Annotated in this window: 18 protein-coding genes; 8 read left to right on the top strand and 10 right to left on the bottom strand. The window is 37.8% G+C overall.

Translation table 11 applies throughout. The features are described 5' to 3' along the window. On the top strand, positions 1–810 hold the full coding sequence (locus EHQ49_RS04985; protein WP_135576924.1) for an LIC13212 family protein: 810 nt from the start codon (positions 1–3) through the stop codon (positions 808–810). Between the two features lie 13 nt (positions 811–823). On the opposite strand, the gene EHQ49_RS04980 is transcribed toward EHQ49_RS04985, so the two are convergent. Together EHQ49_RS04980 and EHQ49_RS04975 are read right to left on the bottom strand one after the other, a co-directional pair. Beyond that, the gene (locus tag EHQ49_RS04980) at positions 824–1,051 is read right to left on the bottom strand and encodes a hypothetical protein (protein WP_135576922.1); all 228 of its coding nucleotides are present in this window, start codon (positions 1,049–1,051) and stop codon (positions 824–826) included. Continuing rightward, the gene (locus EHQ49_RS04975; RefSeq protein WP_167482984.1) at positions 1,048–2,403 is read right to left on the bottom strand and encodes an MFS transporter; all 1,356 of its coding nucleotides are present in this window, start codon (positions 2,401–2,403) and stop codon (positions 1,048–1,050) included. The genes EHQ49_RS04980 and EHQ49_RS04975 overlap by 4 nt, the downstream gene beginning before the upstream one ends. 69 nt (positions 2,404–2,472) lie before the next feature. Here EHQ49_RS04975 and EHQ49_RS04970 point away from each other — a divergent pair, with 69 nt between their 5' ends. The 4 genes from EHQ49_RS04970 to lpxD all read left to right on the top strand — a co-directional run bounded on the left by EHQ49_RS04970 (position 2,473) and on the right by lpxD (position 5,016). Continuing rightward, positions 2,473–2,712, top strand: coding sequence for a (2Fe-2S)-binding protein (locus EHQ49_RS04970; RefSeq protein WP_322113120.1), 240 nt, complete (start codon positions 2,473–2,475; stop codon positions 2,710–2,712). Next, the gene (locus EHQ49_RS04965; protein WP_135576918.1) at positions 2,709–3,350 is read left to right on the top strand and encodes a RibD family protein; all 642 of its coding nucleotides are present in this window, start codon (positions 2,709–2,711) and stop codon (positions 3,348–3,350) included. The genes EHQ49_RS04970 and EHQ49_RS04965 overlap by 4 nt, the downstream gene beginning before the upstream one ends. An 80-nt stretch (positions 3,351–3,430) precedes the next feature. After that, positions 3,431–3,865, top strand: a complete 435-nt coding sequence (locus tag EHQ49_RS04960) for a DoxX family protein (protein WP_135576916.1) — start codon at positions 3,431–3,433, stop codon at positions 3,863–3,865. Between the two features lie 92 nt (positions 3,866–3,957). After that, positions 3,958–5,016, top strand: a complete 1,059-nt coding sequence (lpxD, locus tag EHQ49_RS04955) for a UDP-3-O-(3-hydroxymyristoyl)glucosamine N-acyltransferase (protein WP_135576914.1) — start codon at positions 3,958–3,960, stop codon at positions 5,014–5,016. A 123-nt stretch (positions 5,017–5,139) separates the two neighbouring features. Here lpxD and EHQ49_RS04950 read toward each other — a convergent pair whose 3' ends face one another. The 3 genes from EHQ49_RS04950 to mazG all read right to left on the bottom strand — a co-directional run bounded on the left by EHQ49_RS04950 (position 5,140) and on the right by mazG (position 6,991). Next, complete coding sequence (locus tag EHQ49_RS04950) at positions 5,140–5,517, bottom strand: hypothetical protein (protein WP_244241350.1); 378 nt, start codon at positions 5,515–5,517, stop codon at positions 5,140–5,142. A 104-nt stretch (positions 5,518–5,621) separates the two neighbouring features. Beyond that, positions 5,622–6,077, bottom strand: a complete 456-nt coding sequence (locus EHQ49_RS04945; RefSeq protein ID WP_135576910.1) for an LIC_13241 domain-containing protein — start codon at positions 6,075–6,077, stop codon at positions 5,622–5,624. Positions 6,078–6,079: 2 nt separating this feature from the next. After that, complete coding sequence (gene mazG / locus EHQ49_RS04940; protein WP_135576908.1) at positions 6,080–6,991, bottom strand: nucleoside triphosphate pyrophosphohydrolase; 912 nt, start codon at positions 6,989–6,991, stop codon at positions 6,080–6,082. Between the two features lie 83 nt (positions 6,992–7,074). Between mazG and EHQ49_RS04935 the strand changes: the two genes are divergently transcribed. Next, positions 7,075–7,587 (top strand): DUF6580 family putative transport protein, encoded by a 513-nt coding sequence (locus EHQ49_RS04935; protein WP_135576906.1) that lies wholly within the window; start codon positions 7,075–7,077, stop codon positions 7,585–7,587. Positions 7,588–7,603: 16 nt separating this feature from the next. Here EHQ49_RS04935 and EHQ49_RS04930 read toward each other — a convergent pair whose 3' ends face one another. From EHQ49_RS04930 to EHQ49_RS04915, 4 genes are read right to left on the bottom strand one after another with little or no spacing between them, the layout of a single operon-like run. Further along, positions 7,604–8,554, bottom strand: a complete 951-nt coding sequence (locus EHQ49_RS04930; RefSeq protein WP_135576904.1) for an alpha-L-glutamate ligase-like protein — start codon at positions 8,552–8,554, stop codon at positions 7,604–7,606. Further along, positions 8,551–10,137, bottom strand: coding sequence for a 7TM domain-containing protein (locus EHQ49_RS04925; protein ID WP_135576902.1), 1,587 nt, complete (start codon positions 10,135–10,137; stop codon positions 8,551–8,553). The genes EHQ49_RS04930 and EHQ49_RS04925 overlap by 4 nt, the downstream gene beginning before the upstream one ends. Position 10,138: 1 nt before the next feature. Beyond that, complete coding sequence (locus EHQ49_RS04920) at positions 10,139–10,708, bottom strand: ATP-dependent zinc protease family protein (protein WP_208732160.1); 570 nt, start codon at positions 10,706–10,708, stop codon at positions 10,139–10,141. A gap of 17 nt (positions 10,709–10,725) precedes the next feature. Beyond that, positions 10,726–12,594 carry a chloride channel protein gene (locus EHQ49_RS04915; RefSeq protein ID WP_244241349.1) on the bottom strand — a complete coding sequence of 623 codons (1,869 nt, stop codon included), beginning with the start codon at positions 12,592–12,594 and terminating at the stop codon, positions 10,726–10,728. 28 nt (positions 12,595–12,622) lie between these two features. Here EHQ49_RS04915 and EHQ49_RS04910 point away from each other — a divergent pair, with 28 nt between their 5' ends. Both EHQ49_RS04910 and EHQ49_RS04905 read left to right on the top strand, forming a co-directional pair. Further along, a complete protein-coding gene (locus tag EHQ49_RS04910) occupies positions 12,623–13,327 on the top strand; it encodes an LIC10920 family plasminogen-binding lipoprotein (RefSeq protein WP_135576898.1) in 705 nt (234 codons plus the stop codon). A gap of 27 nt (positions 13,328–13,354) precedes the next feature. After that, positions 13,355–15,559 carry an ATP-binding protein gene (locus tag EHQ49_RS04905; RefSeq protein WP_135576896.1) on the top strand — a complete coding sequence of 735 codons (2,205 nt, stop codon included), beginning with the start codon at positions 13,355–13,357 and terminating at the stop codon, positions 15,557–15,559. Here EHQ49_RS04905 and EHQ49_RS04900 read toward each other — a convergent pair. Continuing rightward, the gene (locus EHQ49_RS04900) at positions 15,556–16,509 is read right to left on the bottom strand and encodes a polyprenyl synthetase family protein (RefSeq protein WP_135576894.1); all 954 of its coding nucleotides are present in this window, start codon (positions 16,507–16,509) and stop codon (positions 15,556–15,558) included. The two genes, EHQ49_RS04905 and EHQ49_RS04900, sit on opposite strands and share 4 nt — an antisense overlap. Positions 16,510–16,512 lie beyond the last annotated feature (3 nt).

Raw genomic sequence — 16,512 nt, 5'->3', positions numbered from 1 at the left:
ATGATTCTACGATTCTCCATCACACTTTTTTTCCTTCTTGGGATTTCGGCAGTTAATGCTGAAAAACCGGCCTCTGCCACCTTAAAGGAACGAGAGACCCAAAAACAAATCGACCTTCAAAGAAAAAACGGATTTGGAGATAACGAAATCGATACCCTCCACGCTAGTATCAGTGGGAACTTGAAGAAAATTAAAAAACTACAAGATTTGGGTGTGGATAAAACAGCCGCTCAATATTTGGCACACACTCCAGAATCACACAAAGAACTTTATAAAAAAGATAAAGATGGGAAACCCTATCTAGAAATCAAACTCCCTCAAGGACAGTCTTACATTGATTATCCGACAGTATTTTTGTATGACGGGATTGCTTATATTTATCCAAAAGAAGATTATAGCGACCTAGACAAAATCATCCTTGCTTTTCGCCGAGTGAATGCCGATGGAACCATCCATGTAAAAGAAATGAGAAGACTCGTAAACCCTTCTCCTAAATCAGAAAGTACAGAAAAGGATGAAAAAGGCGAAGCTAAGTTAGATACAAATTCCGATATCCGATTGGAATACTACAGATCCCTTACATCAGATACAATTTGGCCGAATGACCCGAACCAACCAGCAGAACCAGACATTGCAATGGTGTTAAATGATGAAAAGGATCCTTTGCCATATGACAAACAGAAACATATCATGAGATCTTATAAAAAGATGTTACGTAAGATTGCGAAACAAACGGCTTTCCAACTCAGAAATATCGAATTGGACCAAAAACAAATGATTACGAAAATTCTGGATTACAACACTAACTAAAATAAACAATTCCTCAGGATTGTTGTTTTTCCCTCCGACTGATGAGGAGCTGCGAAATCGTTTGCTCCTCTGTCACATACTTCCTCTTTAAATACGAAAGTGCATTGTTGATAAAACGAGGCACTTTTTTTTCTGCATCCAATAAATCCATCTTTGTTAACATGAGTTCATCTATGGTTGCGAGAGCCAAATTTCTTTGGCTCTGATGTAATTCAAAATCGTCCTCGTCTTCTATAATCATGGTTTTTCTTGAAACGCTTGAGCTGCTTTCACTCCCCTTTCTTCATTTACAAATAAGTTAATGAGTAGTGATAAAAAATAAAAGAAAGCAACAACAAGGAAGGCATTTCTTAGAGTGACTAGTGTTTGAATGTATCCGAAAAGAAATAGTCCGGCAGCACCTGCAATTTTTCCAGATAAACCCCACATCCCAAAAAATTCTCCCGATTTGGACTCAGGACTAAAAATACCAACAAGGGCTCTGGAAGCTGACTGTGTGGATCCAAGTCCCATCCCAGCAAGTGAAGAAATAAAAACAAAAACCCACTGCACTGTCCAATTTTTACCAAGAACACTATTGATAAGAATGGTAATATCATGCACATAATATATCAATCCACAAGTTAATAGCCAGAGAACAAGTGTAAGGTTAAAAGTTTTTTTAGCCCCTATACTATCTTGGATCACACCAAAAGCAAGCGCACCCACGGCTGCAAAAATTTGGATAAAGATAAACATAGCTTCTTTGTGTTCCGATTCGATATGTATTTCATGGGAACCATAAATAAATGCAAAAGAAATCACAATCGCAAGGGCAGCCATAGTGAAAAACAAAGATACCAAGTAAATCATCAAATCTTTGAAGTTACTAGCATCTTTTAAAGTTTGGACCACACGATCTTTTCCGATTTTGAAATAGTTCAAACTTTGTGAAACACCGAGTGGCAAATGAGGTTCTTTTAAGAAAAGAAACGTTGGGATGGCTGCGATCAAAAAGAAAATAGCCGTGTAAGGTCCCACTAATTTTAAATTTTCAAAATTATCTAAAGAAATGGCACCCAACTTTGAGGCAATGTATACGGAACCAATTCCACCAAAGTATCCAATCCCCCAAGCATAACCGGAAATTTTTCCCAAGTCTTCTTTGGCCCCAAGGAAAGGTAAAAAACTGGAGGCAAAGTTTTCCCCAGAGGCAAAGAAAAAATTAGAGATCGCTACTAAAACGAAACCCAACCAAACCATTCCAGGTTCTACATAATATAACAAAAAGGTAGCGATGATACAGCCGATGTAACTTAAAAATAGAAAAAATTTCTTTTTAGAACTATAATCGGATATGGCACCAAATATGGGCCCGGTTAAGACCACAAAAACATAAGAGGCTGCCAGTGCCCAGGCCCAGACCGACCTGCCATACTGAAAGGGGTCACCCGAACTGGGATCCGAAGGAACAATTAAATTCGTGAAAATCTCACAGTATACTACACTAATAATGACCGTTGTGTACGAAGAATTAGCAAAATCGAACATACACCAACCGAATATTTCACGGTTTTTTTTCTTTTTGGCTTCCGGGTTTTTGTCTTGGGACATAGAGTGTGATTGAATTTTCCTTGGTTGAAAGTAATTAAAGAGTTTCCCTCCCTTTCGTAAATCTGTCAAATGAATAGTTCAGGTATGGATCCTTTCGATTTAAATTCCCTCATGAGACCGAAACGGGTCTGTTTATGTCGAATGGTGACTGAAGACGAATTAGTCCGTGCCATCCATGCAGGCGCCGTGACAATGGAACAAATCAGAGAAACCACAAGGGCCTCTACCGGCTGCGGCACCTGTTCGATGCAGGTGTACCACATCCTCCAGCGCGAATTGCAGAATCTCTCACGGAGGAAAATTTCATGAAATTATCGATCAATATGGCCATGACCTTGGACGGAAAGGTCGTTCGACCGGATGGTCGTTGGTATGGCCTCACTTCCAGCGAGGACAAAACCCAAATGGATGTCTACCGCTCGCAATCGGATGCAATCCTTGTAGGAAAAAACTCTATATTAAACGACAACCCCATTGTCAAAATCCGAGCCGTACCCAATGCCCTAAATCCAAGACCCGTCATTTTAGTTCGCAAAGGAACCCTCCCCCCCGATAAACATGTTTTTGAAGAATCCGATCATATCCCTCTCATCATTTGTACAAAAACCAATTTAAAGGAAATCAAAACGAGTTTAGAGAACAAAGCCGAGATCTTTGCTCTGGATTCGGATGACATTGATCCCAAAAAAGTCACAGGGATTTTAAAACGAAAAGGTTATAAAAACGTCCTTCTGGAAGGTGGGCCCAAACTCAATTTTTCCTTTTTGGAAGCAGATCTTGTGGATCGAATCTACCTCACCATTGTTCCTTTCATCATAGGAAAAACTGGTCTTGCGGGAATCGCCGACAGGAATTCCGAACTTCCCGATTTTGATAAGAACGGCTGGACTCTAAAAGACCATTTTGCCAAAGGAAACGAGATTTTCCTCGTTTACGAAAAAGGTTAATTTTTTACAAAAATTAGGATTGACGGATTTATCTAGTATTAAGTAGTTTGATATTAAACTATTTAGCAATAAGAGGTTCTATGTTTTACAAATTACTCGCAACAAACAAAGACATCACACTCACCATCCTCCGCGTCACTCTCGGAGTTGTGATCCTTCCTCACGGAGCACAAAAAGTTCTAGGTGCATTCGGTGGATACGGCTTCGAAGGAACAATGGGTTTCTTTACAGGACAATTGGGCATTCCGTACTTCTTTGCTCTTCTTGCCATCATCGCTGAATTCTTTGGCGCGATTGGCCTTATCGTAGGACTGCTCACAAGAGTAGCTGCTTTTGGAATCTTTGCTACTATGTTCGTTGCTGCCGCAATCGTTCACTTCCCTAACGGATTTTTTGCTGATAAAGGCGGATTCGAATTCCAACTTTTAACTTTCGGTTTAGCAATCCCTCTGATCATTAAAGGTGCTGGTTCTTTTTCCCTTGATGATATCATTGCCCATAAAATCGAAGGATAATCCTAAAAATCAGGACTAAGACTACCTAATAGTGTTAGTCAAACTTTGACCTCTCTGATTCCTTGTCTTAAACCATCGATAAGGAATCGGAGATGAACCAAATCAACCTATCTACTCTCCAGTCACTACTACCAGAAGCAAAGTTTCAAAATACAGATAGTATTCAATCTGTTTCTTTTAGCGGACTCACCTCACTTTCGTTAGCTTCCACAAATGAGATTTCTTTTGTAGCTTCCAAAACTTTTGTAAATGAAGCAAAAGCATCCAAAGCACCTTTACTTGTTGTGTCTTCCGATACTGCGGAATCACTCACAGAAAAAGCTTTAATCATTGTTCCTAAAGTAGAACTAACAACAGCAAAAATCATTCGTCATTTTTTTCCGGAGAAACAACCTACAGGAAAACAGAGTCCACATATCGTTATTGATCCAACGGCTAAAGTTGGCTCCAACACGGATATTGGACATTTTGTAACCATTGGAAAAAATTCTGTCATTGGAAACGATTGTATCATTGAAGACGGAGTGAAAATCGGAGACCACGTTCAAATTGGTGATGGTGCTCGCATTGGAAAAAACTGTGTGTTTTTCGATGATACAATTGTTGGAAAACGATTCATTGTTTTTGGAAATTCCAGTTTCGGTGGAGATGGATTTGGATTTGTTTTTGCAGAAGGTAAACATAACAAAATACCACAAGTAGGTCGTGTTGTGATTGGGGATGATGTCGAAGTAGGTAGTAATTGTACAATCGACCGCGGTGCACTTACAGATACAACCATTGGGAATGGGTGTAAATTTGATAATATGGTTCACATTGCCCACAACTGTAAGGTGGGGGACCACGTGATCATTGCTGGACAGTCTGGTCTTGCTGGAAGTGTTACATTAGGAAACCATGTTATTATTGGTGGAGCATGTGCGATCAGTGACCATTTAACACTCGTCGAAGGGACAATCATCGCTGGTGGATCAAGCCTTCGCACTTCTCCTAAAACAAAAGATGTGTATGTGGGTTGGGACTTAGGTTTGACTTTCCCAGAATTCCAAAAGTATCGAGTGAACATCAAAAACATTGTGAACTTAAACAAATGGCTCAAACGCATCGAAAACATCGAAAAAAAAGTAGGAATCGAAACAAAAGAATCCTAATCCTTCTTATTTTCAGACGCAGCTTACTTTAGTAGGCTGTGTCCGAAAGAAATCAATTTCTACCGATCGCTACTGATTTCGGAAACAAAATCAATCAAACTAAATTGAATTGTTTAAACTCTTTCACTTTGCCGGTAACGATCCTGTGTAGAATTTTACTTTACCATAATTTACTTTAGAACTACTTTCTTCTGTTATTTTGTATGAATAACCATCCGAAAATGTTTCGGTGATGTATAATTTGCTGCTACCATTCATCAGCATTTTTCTGAATTCAGGAGAGAATATATCATCATTGATTTCTATTGCTTTAAATTCTGCTACACAAGGAGAAATCCATTTAACGGAAGATCTTACAAATGACTTGGGATATACTCTGTAACTGATATCCTCAGATTTATTCCTTACAATAATCACTTCCCCAAAACTACTATTAAAGATAAAAGTTCCAGAATGAAATCTCTCACATTCACTTTTATCTTTAAATGCAAATGTATTCATCGGATTAAGACATAGAAGTATGAGCGAAAATAATTTTAAAATCTGATTCGCATTTGATCTGATCTGACTGATGGTCTGTACAAACATAACTTAATAATCTCAATTTAAGAAATCGAATCAATATATAATTGGATTCTCTTTTGAATGTCTTTGTGGATGGACTCGTCAGGGAAAGGAATGGGGTTTCCTTCTGGATCTGTCCAAAAAAAATTCCCCTCTTCTGATTTTCTAAGACTTAAATAAAAGATGGGAGCCGGGTTCCTTCGATTCCCTTCCAATCCACCTAACCGAAGTGTTACGGAACCCATATCCGAAATGACCCATTCTAATATCTGTCCCATTTGTTCCGTTTTCCAACGAATGGGGAATTCTATGGATTCTTTATTTTCCAAGAAATCCATGGAATGAGAACTTTCCTTTATTTCTGACTGATTGTTTTTCTTTCCTTGAGTTTGAACCTTCGGGTCTTCTATCTCCGGGTATTCGTTGAGTAACCAATGAAACACACGAAGAGATTCTTCTTTTAAAAATGGTAAATCGTTTAAATCGAGAGAATTCATCGTTAATTGGGACTAGTTCCTTTCTGGTTTAAACCTTTTTTTCCTTTGGTATCGGAAGTGGTACTGATTTCTGATTTTGTTTTTAGATGCAACTTCGCTTGGTCCCAGAACAAATCGAGTTCCTCTAAAGAGTGATCCTTCACAGTTTTTCCCGTTTGTGAAACTAAATCTTCTAGGACACGAAATCTAGTTTCGAATTTTTCATTCGCACGACGGAGACAGGTTTCTGGATCAATCGAAAGTTTACGGGACAAGTTCACTAACAAAAAGAAAAGATCACCTAACTCATCTTCTACACGTTCATCATAGGCTATTTTTTTAGAACTAAGAGATCCTTTGGTTTGGAGTTCTGTATCTAGTTCCCTTATTTCTTCTTGAAATTTTTCAAACACTCCAGAAATAGTTGGCCAATCAAATCCTTGTTTGGTGACTTTGCTTTGGATTTTTTCGGAACGTTGGATGGCAGGCAGGGCTTTCGGAATTCCGGAAAGAATACTTTTGTCAGAATCTATTTTGTTTTTGGATTCTTTCTCTTTTTGTTTGAGTTGGTCCCATTGGGTGAGAACCTGATCTCCTGAATGGATTCCATCGGTATTCCCATACACATGAGGATGTCGATATACCAATTTTTGAAATACATCATTCGCCACATCTTGAAAACCAAAGGCACCACGTTCTTTGGCCAATTGGCTATGAAAAGTAATTTGGAAAAGTAAGTCCCCAAGTTCTTCTTTTAAGTGGTTGTCGTCACCTTGTTCAATGGTATCCACCACTTCATAGGTTTCTTCGAGTAAATGGGGAATGACGGAAAGATGGGTTTGTTCTTTGTCCCAAGGACAACCCTCAGGACTACGTAAATCCGCTGTCAGAGCGAGGAGGTTTTCCAGGGGTGAATCAAAATTAGGAGGGTTCACTGATTGTATTTTTCCCAAACCTTGCGGGAAGCAAACGGAAATTTTATCTTGCGAAAGCCCCCCCCCTTTACGAGTCTATCCCTATGTTCCAATCTCGTGTCTCCGTTGCCATCCTAATGGTGATCGCTACTGTCATCAGCCGTATCCTACCACACCCACCGAATTTTACGCCTATTTTGGCCGTTTCTTTGTTTTCGGGTGCTTATTTGACAGACCGACGACTTGCTCTTTTTGTTCCTATTTTGGCGATGTTTGTTTCCGATTTCTTCATCGGGTTTCATGACCTTATGCCAGTTGTATATGGATTTATGATTTTAGCAGTCCTCTTTGGAAAACAAATTGGAACTTCTCTAACAAAATCCTTTGGTTTTACAGTAGTTGGATCAGTGGTATTCTTTCTTCTCACAAACCTAGCCGTTTGGGCAACAAGCGGAATGTATACTTTGGATCTATCTGGTCTTGTGACTTGTTTTACACTTGCCATTCCGTTTTTCCAAAACTCCATTGCTGGCGACTTAGTGTATTCAGGATTCCTTTTTGGATCCATGGCTCTTCTCAATCGCACTGTATTTGTTACAGCAAAACAAAACGCTTAAAACAAAACTTTTCTTTTTATAACTCTTGAAACATTCGGTGGACTCGGGTCTTGGGGCCATCCGCCGAATCCTTTATCTTCTCTACCAACTGCAACCGATCTCGTAATCCCATCCGATTTGCAATTTGAATTCCAAGTCCAGGTCTTGCATTCATTTCGAGTAACAAAGGCCCTCTCGATTCATCTAGAACGATATCAACTCCCAAATAACCTAGTCCAGACATATCATAACATCTTGACGACATTTCTAAAATAGTTTCCCAATGAGGAATCACCCTTCCACTTAACGTTTGTTTTGTGTCGGGATGTAAATGAATGATTTTATCATTACAAACAGAATGTGTGAGAGTGCCCGAACGAAGATCAACACCCACACCAAGAGCCCCTTGGTGGAGGTTTGCCCTCCCTCCTGATTCTTTTGTAGGTAATCGCAACATGGCCATTACAGGATAACCTAAAAATACAATCACACGAATGTCAGGGATCCCTCGAAAAGAAATCGCTTTAAAGAAAGAATGGCATTCCAAGCGTTCTTGTAAAATACAAGAATCAGAATTTCCATCTAAGGAATATAATCCCGACAAAATTCCAGAGATATGATGTTGAAGGTCCTTTTCCGAAAGTGTTTTATCATCTACTTTATGATAACGGATAGAACCATTGATTGTCTCAGATTCATGGGTAATGACAAGGATTCCATTTCCCATACCACCATTAGCTGGTTTGACAACAAAACCAGGTCTACCTTGAATAAGGTCTCGGGTATTTCGAATCCCACCAAATGTATCCACAACTCCATAATGGTAGGGCATGGGGACATGAAACTGCCTTGCCAGTTCTGCGGTTTTCCATTTATCATCGACTAACGGATAATATTCTCTTGGATTATAAGGCAAAATGTATTCGCCGATCCTACGGTTGATTCCAAGAACACCTTCCTCTTCAAATTTTTTGAAAAGAGAAATCATGATCTAAAAATTTCCTTAAACCGAAAAAGTTCCGATACACGATACCCTTTGTATTGACCGAGAAGAATTTGTATGGCGATCACAACCAACAATAATTCAGGATGAGTAAAAAAGAGAATTTGTAATGAACCAAAGAAAAAAATCATATAACTGATAAATGCAATGAGTAGCGTTCCCGCTAAAGTAACGAAGGTATTGAGTATACCTTCTTCAATGATCATAATCGAAAACCGTTCAATAAATATTGTGGTAATGACAATAGGAAATAAAGTCACACTCATTTGATTGAAAAAGGAAATCTCTTCATTCAAAACAGAAAATAAAATCAAAGAAATGACGGTAATGGTAAGTAAGATAGAAAGTCTAGGAACTGCGAGTAGATAGTATTTATCCAAGGCATACCTTTCAAAAAAACCAAGACCAATCATCAAAAGAAAAAAACTAATTCCAAATAGGAGGTTTGTTTCGTAAAAAAACATCGCTAGTAAAATCGGTGTGAAGATACCAAATGTGGGAATCCCAATCATATTCCTAGCAACAGAAAGGACCAAAGCCCCGATGGGAATCAGGATTACCAATCGAAACAAATTCTGTAATGGAGTTGGCAAACTGTATAATGAATAATATCGCAAAAAACTATTACTCGATGCCACTTCCTCGCTATACTCTTTAAAATTATAACGATTTACGTTAGATTTTGTAATATATGCCGTATAACGAAATGTTGCTGGTTCTTCGCCAAGAGAACGTCTCTCCTCAACTGATTTCCAAATTGGCAAATACCCGTTTACATGCCCGGCAAATATATTTTTATAAGTAGAAACAAAATACCATTTTCCATGAATTCGAATTTCATTCCAAAAACTAAGTTTTGTTTTGTTATCTTTGCCGTTTTGTTTAGACAAATCAAATCCAGCAACCGTTCTTGTTTGGACTCCTTTCATTCTACAAAGTAAGGAAAATAGAACTGCTTGTGTATAAGCGCTTCCATTATTCAAACGGATTGTATCGGAAAGACTAATGTCCCTAGTTGTATTCAGAACTTCTTCAGATATAAAATAATAGATTTGTTTAGCGGCCGCAACATTGTCTTTGTCATAAGGATGGATTTGTTCAAATAACTTTTTTGCTAAACGAATCTCTTCCGGAGAGAAGTTCTTTAGAGAAAGATAATATGGTTCTTTAGCAACTTGTTTTCCTATTGGATTCGGAATTTCTGGTTCTGGATTGGAGTGTGAATAAGGAAGGATTTTTATTTTTGCATAATATCCAATGGAAGAATTCCAATCCTCTCCTTCCCAAATTCCTAAATGGCCATATTGTTTTTTTTGAAGCCGAAAATCCAAATCTTCCACTTTGGTATTGGATTTGAGAACTCTTGACTGGATGAATTGTTTTGGAATGGGAAAGGTGACTTCAGAAAGAGCCACATTTTCTTTCGGCAAAATGACTACCTGTAAATTGACTGTATCATCCACCTCCACAGGAAGTAAAGATAACTCGGCGATGTTTAACTTATACAGTATTGATACTATAGGTAAAATGATTAGCATCGATACTGTAATTAAAGTTTTGCGATCCAATCTAATCCCCTAACTGATGGGATAAGGATACATCGACCAAAAACTTACCCATTAAATAATTTCTACCGATGAGAATAGGATAAGTCAGATTGGTCCGATCATTTAAGTTGATAATCACTTCCTCTTTATATTTTCCCATTTTCATTACTTCACTGATGATGATTCGAGTTTCAGAGACACCAGAGGTACTTGTCACTTTTGCTTCTTTAACAAACTTACTTTTCAATCGAACTGGTTTTTCATCCACAAAAGTATCAAAAAAAACAAAAACCTCTCCATTTTCCGTGACCCTTTCAATATTAACTGCATGGATAGAACAAGATTTTGCACCGGTATCAACCCTAGCGCGAAGTTTGAGTTTCCAGTTGGGAAATTCTACCCATTCCACTCGACCAATGATGGGTTTTAAATATTGAGGAGGAATGACGATAGGTTTGATATGAGAATCTGGTTTTTTCTCAATGATTTGTTTGGATCCAAAACAATTGACTAATAAAATAATCTGTCCAACAAAAAGAACGAATAAAAATCGATGTAAAAACTGCTCCACTAAAACGGGTGAAAATTTCATAAAATTGCTAAGGAATCTCATACTGACTTACGTTGTTTATTTTTCACTTCATTTTGGTATGCATTGAACAAATCAATGTACCTTAAATAACCCAAACATTTACCATCTTCAACAATCGCAAGTTTGTCGACATCATATTCTAAAAGAATTTGGAGGGCTCTACCTAATGTGTCATTTCTGTTAACAGAAGGAACATCCTGCACAATTTCTCCGCAAGTGATGAGATTTTTCAAATCTTCTTCGAATTCTGGAAGGATTCTATTCTTTCGCAGTGATACAATTCCTTTATACTCATCTCCTGCTCCTAGTAAAATGAAATCACTCGCTTGGATTCCAGGTGCGTTTGATTGTAATTCCGTAAGAGAAAGGTGTTCGGAAACCATAGCATACTTACGAAACTCAGAAAAATGGTCAGTGATACGAATTCGATCCATGATGTCTTGGTTCATATCCCAATGGTGAGAGGGTGATAAAAATCTGTTTTTGATTTGGTTGCGATAGATAGAAATCCGGTGGGATAATACTACCGCAATCACTGACACAATCATTAGCGGTGGTAGGAGTTCGTAACTACCGATCATATCACAAACCATAATCATTCCTGCAATAGGAGCCCTGGCCACACCGGCAAAAAAAGATCCCATCCCCACAAGAAGAAAGGGAAAGATGATGATATTTAATTCCGGGAACAAAACTTGTGCCATAGTACCCACAAAGGCACCTAACATACCACCAATGGCAAAGGACGGTCCAAGTAATCCACCTGAACTGCCGGATCCTACAGTAAGTGAAGTAGAAAATACTTTAAAAATGGCAACAGCCAAAAGGAAAAAAGGTCCTGAAAAACCGAAACTCGTAGATTCTAAAACTTCTCCATTAATCATCCTTTGAATGAGTCCAAATCCAGAACCTAAAACTTCGGGAAACAAAAGAGCAATACACCCAACAATCAATCCACCAAAAGCTGGCTTTAAGAAATTAGGTAATGGTAGTTTAGAAAACAAATCTTGCACCAGATGGTATACCTTTACAAAAAAGTATCCCACCACATAACAAAGAAGTCCGAGGACAATGTATAATGGAATGTGTCTGTAATCATTGAGACTATATTCCTGTACAGAAAACAGAGAACCACTTCCAGCAATACTTGTGTAAGTTAAATATGCTGTTACCGAAGAAAGAATACAGGGAACAAGTGAATCACTTTCGATGTCCTCTTGGTAGACCATCTCTACAGCAGTGATAGCCCCACCCAGAGGAGCACGAAAAATTGCCCCAAGCCCACCTGCAGTTCCGGCTAACATCAATGTCCTTCGTGCTCTAGCACCGGCACCCAAAAACCCAGCAAGGCTGGAACCAAACCCAGCACCAATTTGAGCCGTTGGTCCTTCTTTCCCACCTGACCCACCAGAACCTAACGTGAGTATGGTGGCGAGCGCTTTGTAAAAAGGTACTTTAGCCCGAATCTTTCCTTCATTGAAATGAAATGCATAAATTAAAGAGTCGGTCCCACCCCCTTGGGCTTCCGAACAAAAGAAGCTGGTAATGATACCGACAAGAAGGCCGCCAACGGCAGGTAAAAAAACAATCCAAAGTGGAGAAATGGGTCCCGCACTTCCAATCGAGTGGAAATACAAATCGCCAGAAGGAATTCCAGGATCGTAACCCATAAGGTTACCAAAGGTAAAGGATTCTGTCCAAGTCAGAGCCCAGTTGAATCCATAGGCCCCAAAACCGGAAAGAAGACCAATGAATAGAGAATAGACATAAATCGATCGCGGTCCCTGGATAGAAAACACAGTTTTTAGACCGAAATTTGACCCCATAGGGCAAGATTGTAATTTCGCGTAAATTTCCCAAGGAAATTCTGAATCCTCTTGACCCAAGAATGAATTCCTATGACGATTGGATGGTATGTTCCGATCGATTGTTATCCTTCTGGTATTTTCTTCAGTTTTTGCCGCTTGTGGACTTAAAAACGAAAACAAAGCGGAATTGTCTATGCTTGCCGATGGGGAGCCCGGGCTTTATTTCTTGGGTGAAGTGGATAGCGATATCACCACCAGTTGCGGACAAGCCACTCCAGCAACTACCTCTACTACGGGAACGGGAACCACTACGGGAACAACAGGATCTACCTCTACTACCAATAACACTCGCTTTACGGTAATTTCCCAGCTGATCTTCAAAACTAAAGAGACTCTAAACTTACGTTTTACTTATGACAGTACCCAGATCCAAGGAAAGATCGATCCACAACAAGGATTTGTTCTTGCTGGTGGAGCCTTTGGAAAAACGGTACAAGGAACTCAAGGAACCGTTGAATGGTTCAACCAAGGCATCAATATTGACACGGCTTTACAAAGTGCCCAACAGATTTCTTTCTTTAATTTAGAAATCACTCTGAATGGAACTTATAGTAGTACATCTTCCTCAACAAATGTTTTACTTTCTTGTAATACATTAGATAGCGTGAATTGTACTTCAGGAACATCAACGACACAATGTTTTACATCTGATAACAAAACTTGTTTGGTGCAAAATACAACTACAGATGCAAAGTCTGTTATCATTCGCGGAACATTAAAATGTAACGCACCTAATATTGTTCCACAATAAAAGTCCAATACAAACAGACGATAAAGATTGTATCGAATTCTTTTTTGCCTTCTTTTTCTTCCTTTTGCTCTTACTGCAGAAGGAAGTTTGGGACTTTGGCATTTAGGAACAAACCCTAATACAAACCGTTCTAATCTAAATCCAAAAGATTATAACACTCATTTTTACTTCGGTTTCACTGAAGAATACCATTACTACCAAATCCAATTCGAAGAAAATGCCTCTAGGTATTTTCATTTTGAAAATGGAATGATATCAGAATTAGATCTTACTCTCATTCAAAATGATAAAACCGTTTCTAGTATCCAAACAGGACTTTTAAGAAAAAAACATCCGGATGTTTTGTTTACAGGAGGCTTTGTTTTACCGGCAAAAGAAAAAGGAATTTATCTATTTAAAATTCGTTCGGACGATGCACATAGAATCAATTTCCAAGTTCGGGACGAAGCCAGTTTACTTCAATACACTAAATCCATATCCTTATGGCAGGGATTTCATTTAGGCCTTTGTATTTTAGTCTGTTTACTTTCGGCCACACAGTTTGTATTATTAAGGGAAAGAGTATATCTATTACTCACCTTTGCCACTCTCACCATTTTATTCACCAATACATTAAGGTCGGGCCTTCTGTATGAATACGGTTCCAGCAATTTTGAATGGTTTTATAGATACATACCAGGCCTGATTTCTTTAACACCATTTGGACTTGTCATTTTCTTACGAGAATTTTTACACACCAAAGAAAAATATCCAAACGCTGATCGATATTTCATCTTTTATGCTATATTTATGTTGGTTTCCATTCTCATTGTATTTATCGACTTACAAATGTACTTTCGATTTATTTATTCCAATAATTTGATTCTCACTACTATCACCTTTAGTTACGCAATTTATAGTTTAATCACGAAGAAGGAAAATGCCAATGTATTATTTTATGCATTCTTCGTGAGACAAGTAAGCACAAGTCTTTTGATTCTTACAAACTTAGGTATATTGCCATCCTATCCTTTTTTAAGTTCCGCGAATGAAATTGGTGCAGCTCTACAAATGACAATTTTTACAATTGCCATTTCAAAATTTCAAATTCAAACACGAATTAAAAAAGAAGAAACTGTTACCAAAGAAAATGCAGAACTGGAAACAATGGTGATAGAACGTACAAAAGAAATCCAAACACAAAAAGAAGAATTAGAAAAAGCTCTGTTACAAATTAGTCATACAGAAAGCAAACTTGTGTTTTCGGAGAAGATGTCAGAACTAGGAAAATTAATTGCCGGAGTCGCACATGAGATTAACAATCCCTTAAGTGCGATCAAAGCATCCATCGAAACTATCATTGAATCAAAAGAAAATGAGATAAAAAAATTAGGTTCTAAAGAAAATATTTATTCTTCTCTCACGCCATCAGAAATCCAAACCATGAAACAAATCCTTAGTTTTCAATCTGACTTTGGACTTGTGGCAAGTTATACAGAACGAAAGGATAAAAAAGTTGGTCTTAAAAAAATCTTCAAAGACAATGATTTGGAGTATGAAGAACCCATAATCGAAAGATTTTTAGATGTTGGAATTACAAATTTATATGATGAAGAAATCAAATTACTAAAAAAGGGACAGGAGAAACTATCTAACTTAATTTTAGAAGAAAAGAATTTTAGACTTCATCTATCGATCATTCAAATTGCAGTAGATCGATCTTCCAAAACCATCCTTGCTCTAAAAAACTTTTCTCGAGTCACAAAAGCAGAAGAAAGACGAATTTTTACCCTACTTGATAATATCGAAACAGTTCTTACTATTTATCAATATAGGATGCGAGGGAAAGTTTCATTAAAGAAAACTTTTATTACAGATGCAACCATCCTTGGTTGGCCAGAAGATTTAATACGAGTTTGGACCAATTTGATTTTAAATGGTTTAGAAGCCATGGATCAAAAAGGAAATCTAATGATTACTACCGAACAAAAGGGAAACCAAGTGGAGATCAAGGTGATTGATAACGGTCCAGGAATTCCATTAGAAATTCAGAAGAAGATCTTTGATCCTTTTTTTACAACCAAGAATCACGGAGAAGGAACGGGAATGGGTCTTGGAATTACAAAATCAATTATTGAAAAACACAAAGGAAACATTCAAATAGAATCAGAACCAGGCAGAACTTGTTTTTCTGTTTTGTTGCCAGTCATCGAGTTCATCGATCCAGACGAACCTTTCGTAGAAGAAACCTAAGTCAATCGATCCAATTGTTCGGTAAATAACTGTCGTTCTGCGCTACCTGGAAACTGGTTTAGAAAACCAAGTAGATAGTTTTTTTCAGCACTTAATTCTTTGTGAAGTTTTTCAGAAATCTTTTTAGATTCCATGAGGCCAAGAATATAGGTTTCATCGACAGCGGTTCTTTCTTCTTTTTTAAATACAGATTCCAACTTTCTTTTTTCGATAAGACCGAGGTGATCTCTCAGAACAAGAACTGGATAAGTATAGAGTCCATTTTTAAAATCTTTTAAAAATTCCTTACCACTCGCACTCGAATCTACAAAATAATCCAAACAATCATCTTTCTTTTGAAAAAGTTTTCCCAACCTAACACCAAAATCACGAATGAGTGCCCTTTCCTTTTTGGATTTATTTGCAAGGATGGCCGCAGATTCTGTACAAACCCCAAAAAGCGAAGCAGTTTTTCCATAAATGATAGAATCATAAACTTTCAAAGAAATTTTGGGATTTTTTTCCCATTCCATTTGCAAAAGTTCACTCACGGAAAGATCTTTCAAAACTTGGGAAAAAATTTCCATAAGCTCTGGATTTCCGATAGAGTTGAGTCTACTAATTCCACAAGCTAACAGATAATCACCGGCAAGGATGGCCGTTTTGTTCCCGAACAAAGATCCAATGGTTGGTTTTCCACGTCGAATAGGAGCGTTGTCTACTACATCATCGTGTAATAAACTGGCGGCATGAATGAGTTCAGCAACACTTCCTACATCAAGCCAACTAACATCTTTTACATTTAAAAATTGGCAAAAAAGATAATGCGAAAAAGGTCTAATCCTTTTTCCACCAGACGTGATGACATGTTTTTTAATTTTTTTAAGAACTGGAATGTCTTCTTTAATGATTCCATCTAAATTTTTATCAAACTTAGCTAAAACAGATTGGATACTAAGATTTGACTTCATTCA

Origin of the sequence: Leptospira perdikensis, assembly GCF_004769575.1 — a bacterium.
Lineage (GTDB): Bacteria > Spirochaetota > Leptospiria > Leptospirales > Leptospiraceae > Leptospira_A > Leptospira_A perdikensis.
Note: the sequence above shows the minus strand (reverse complement) of the source record. Positions and strands in the feature narration are given on the sequence as shown.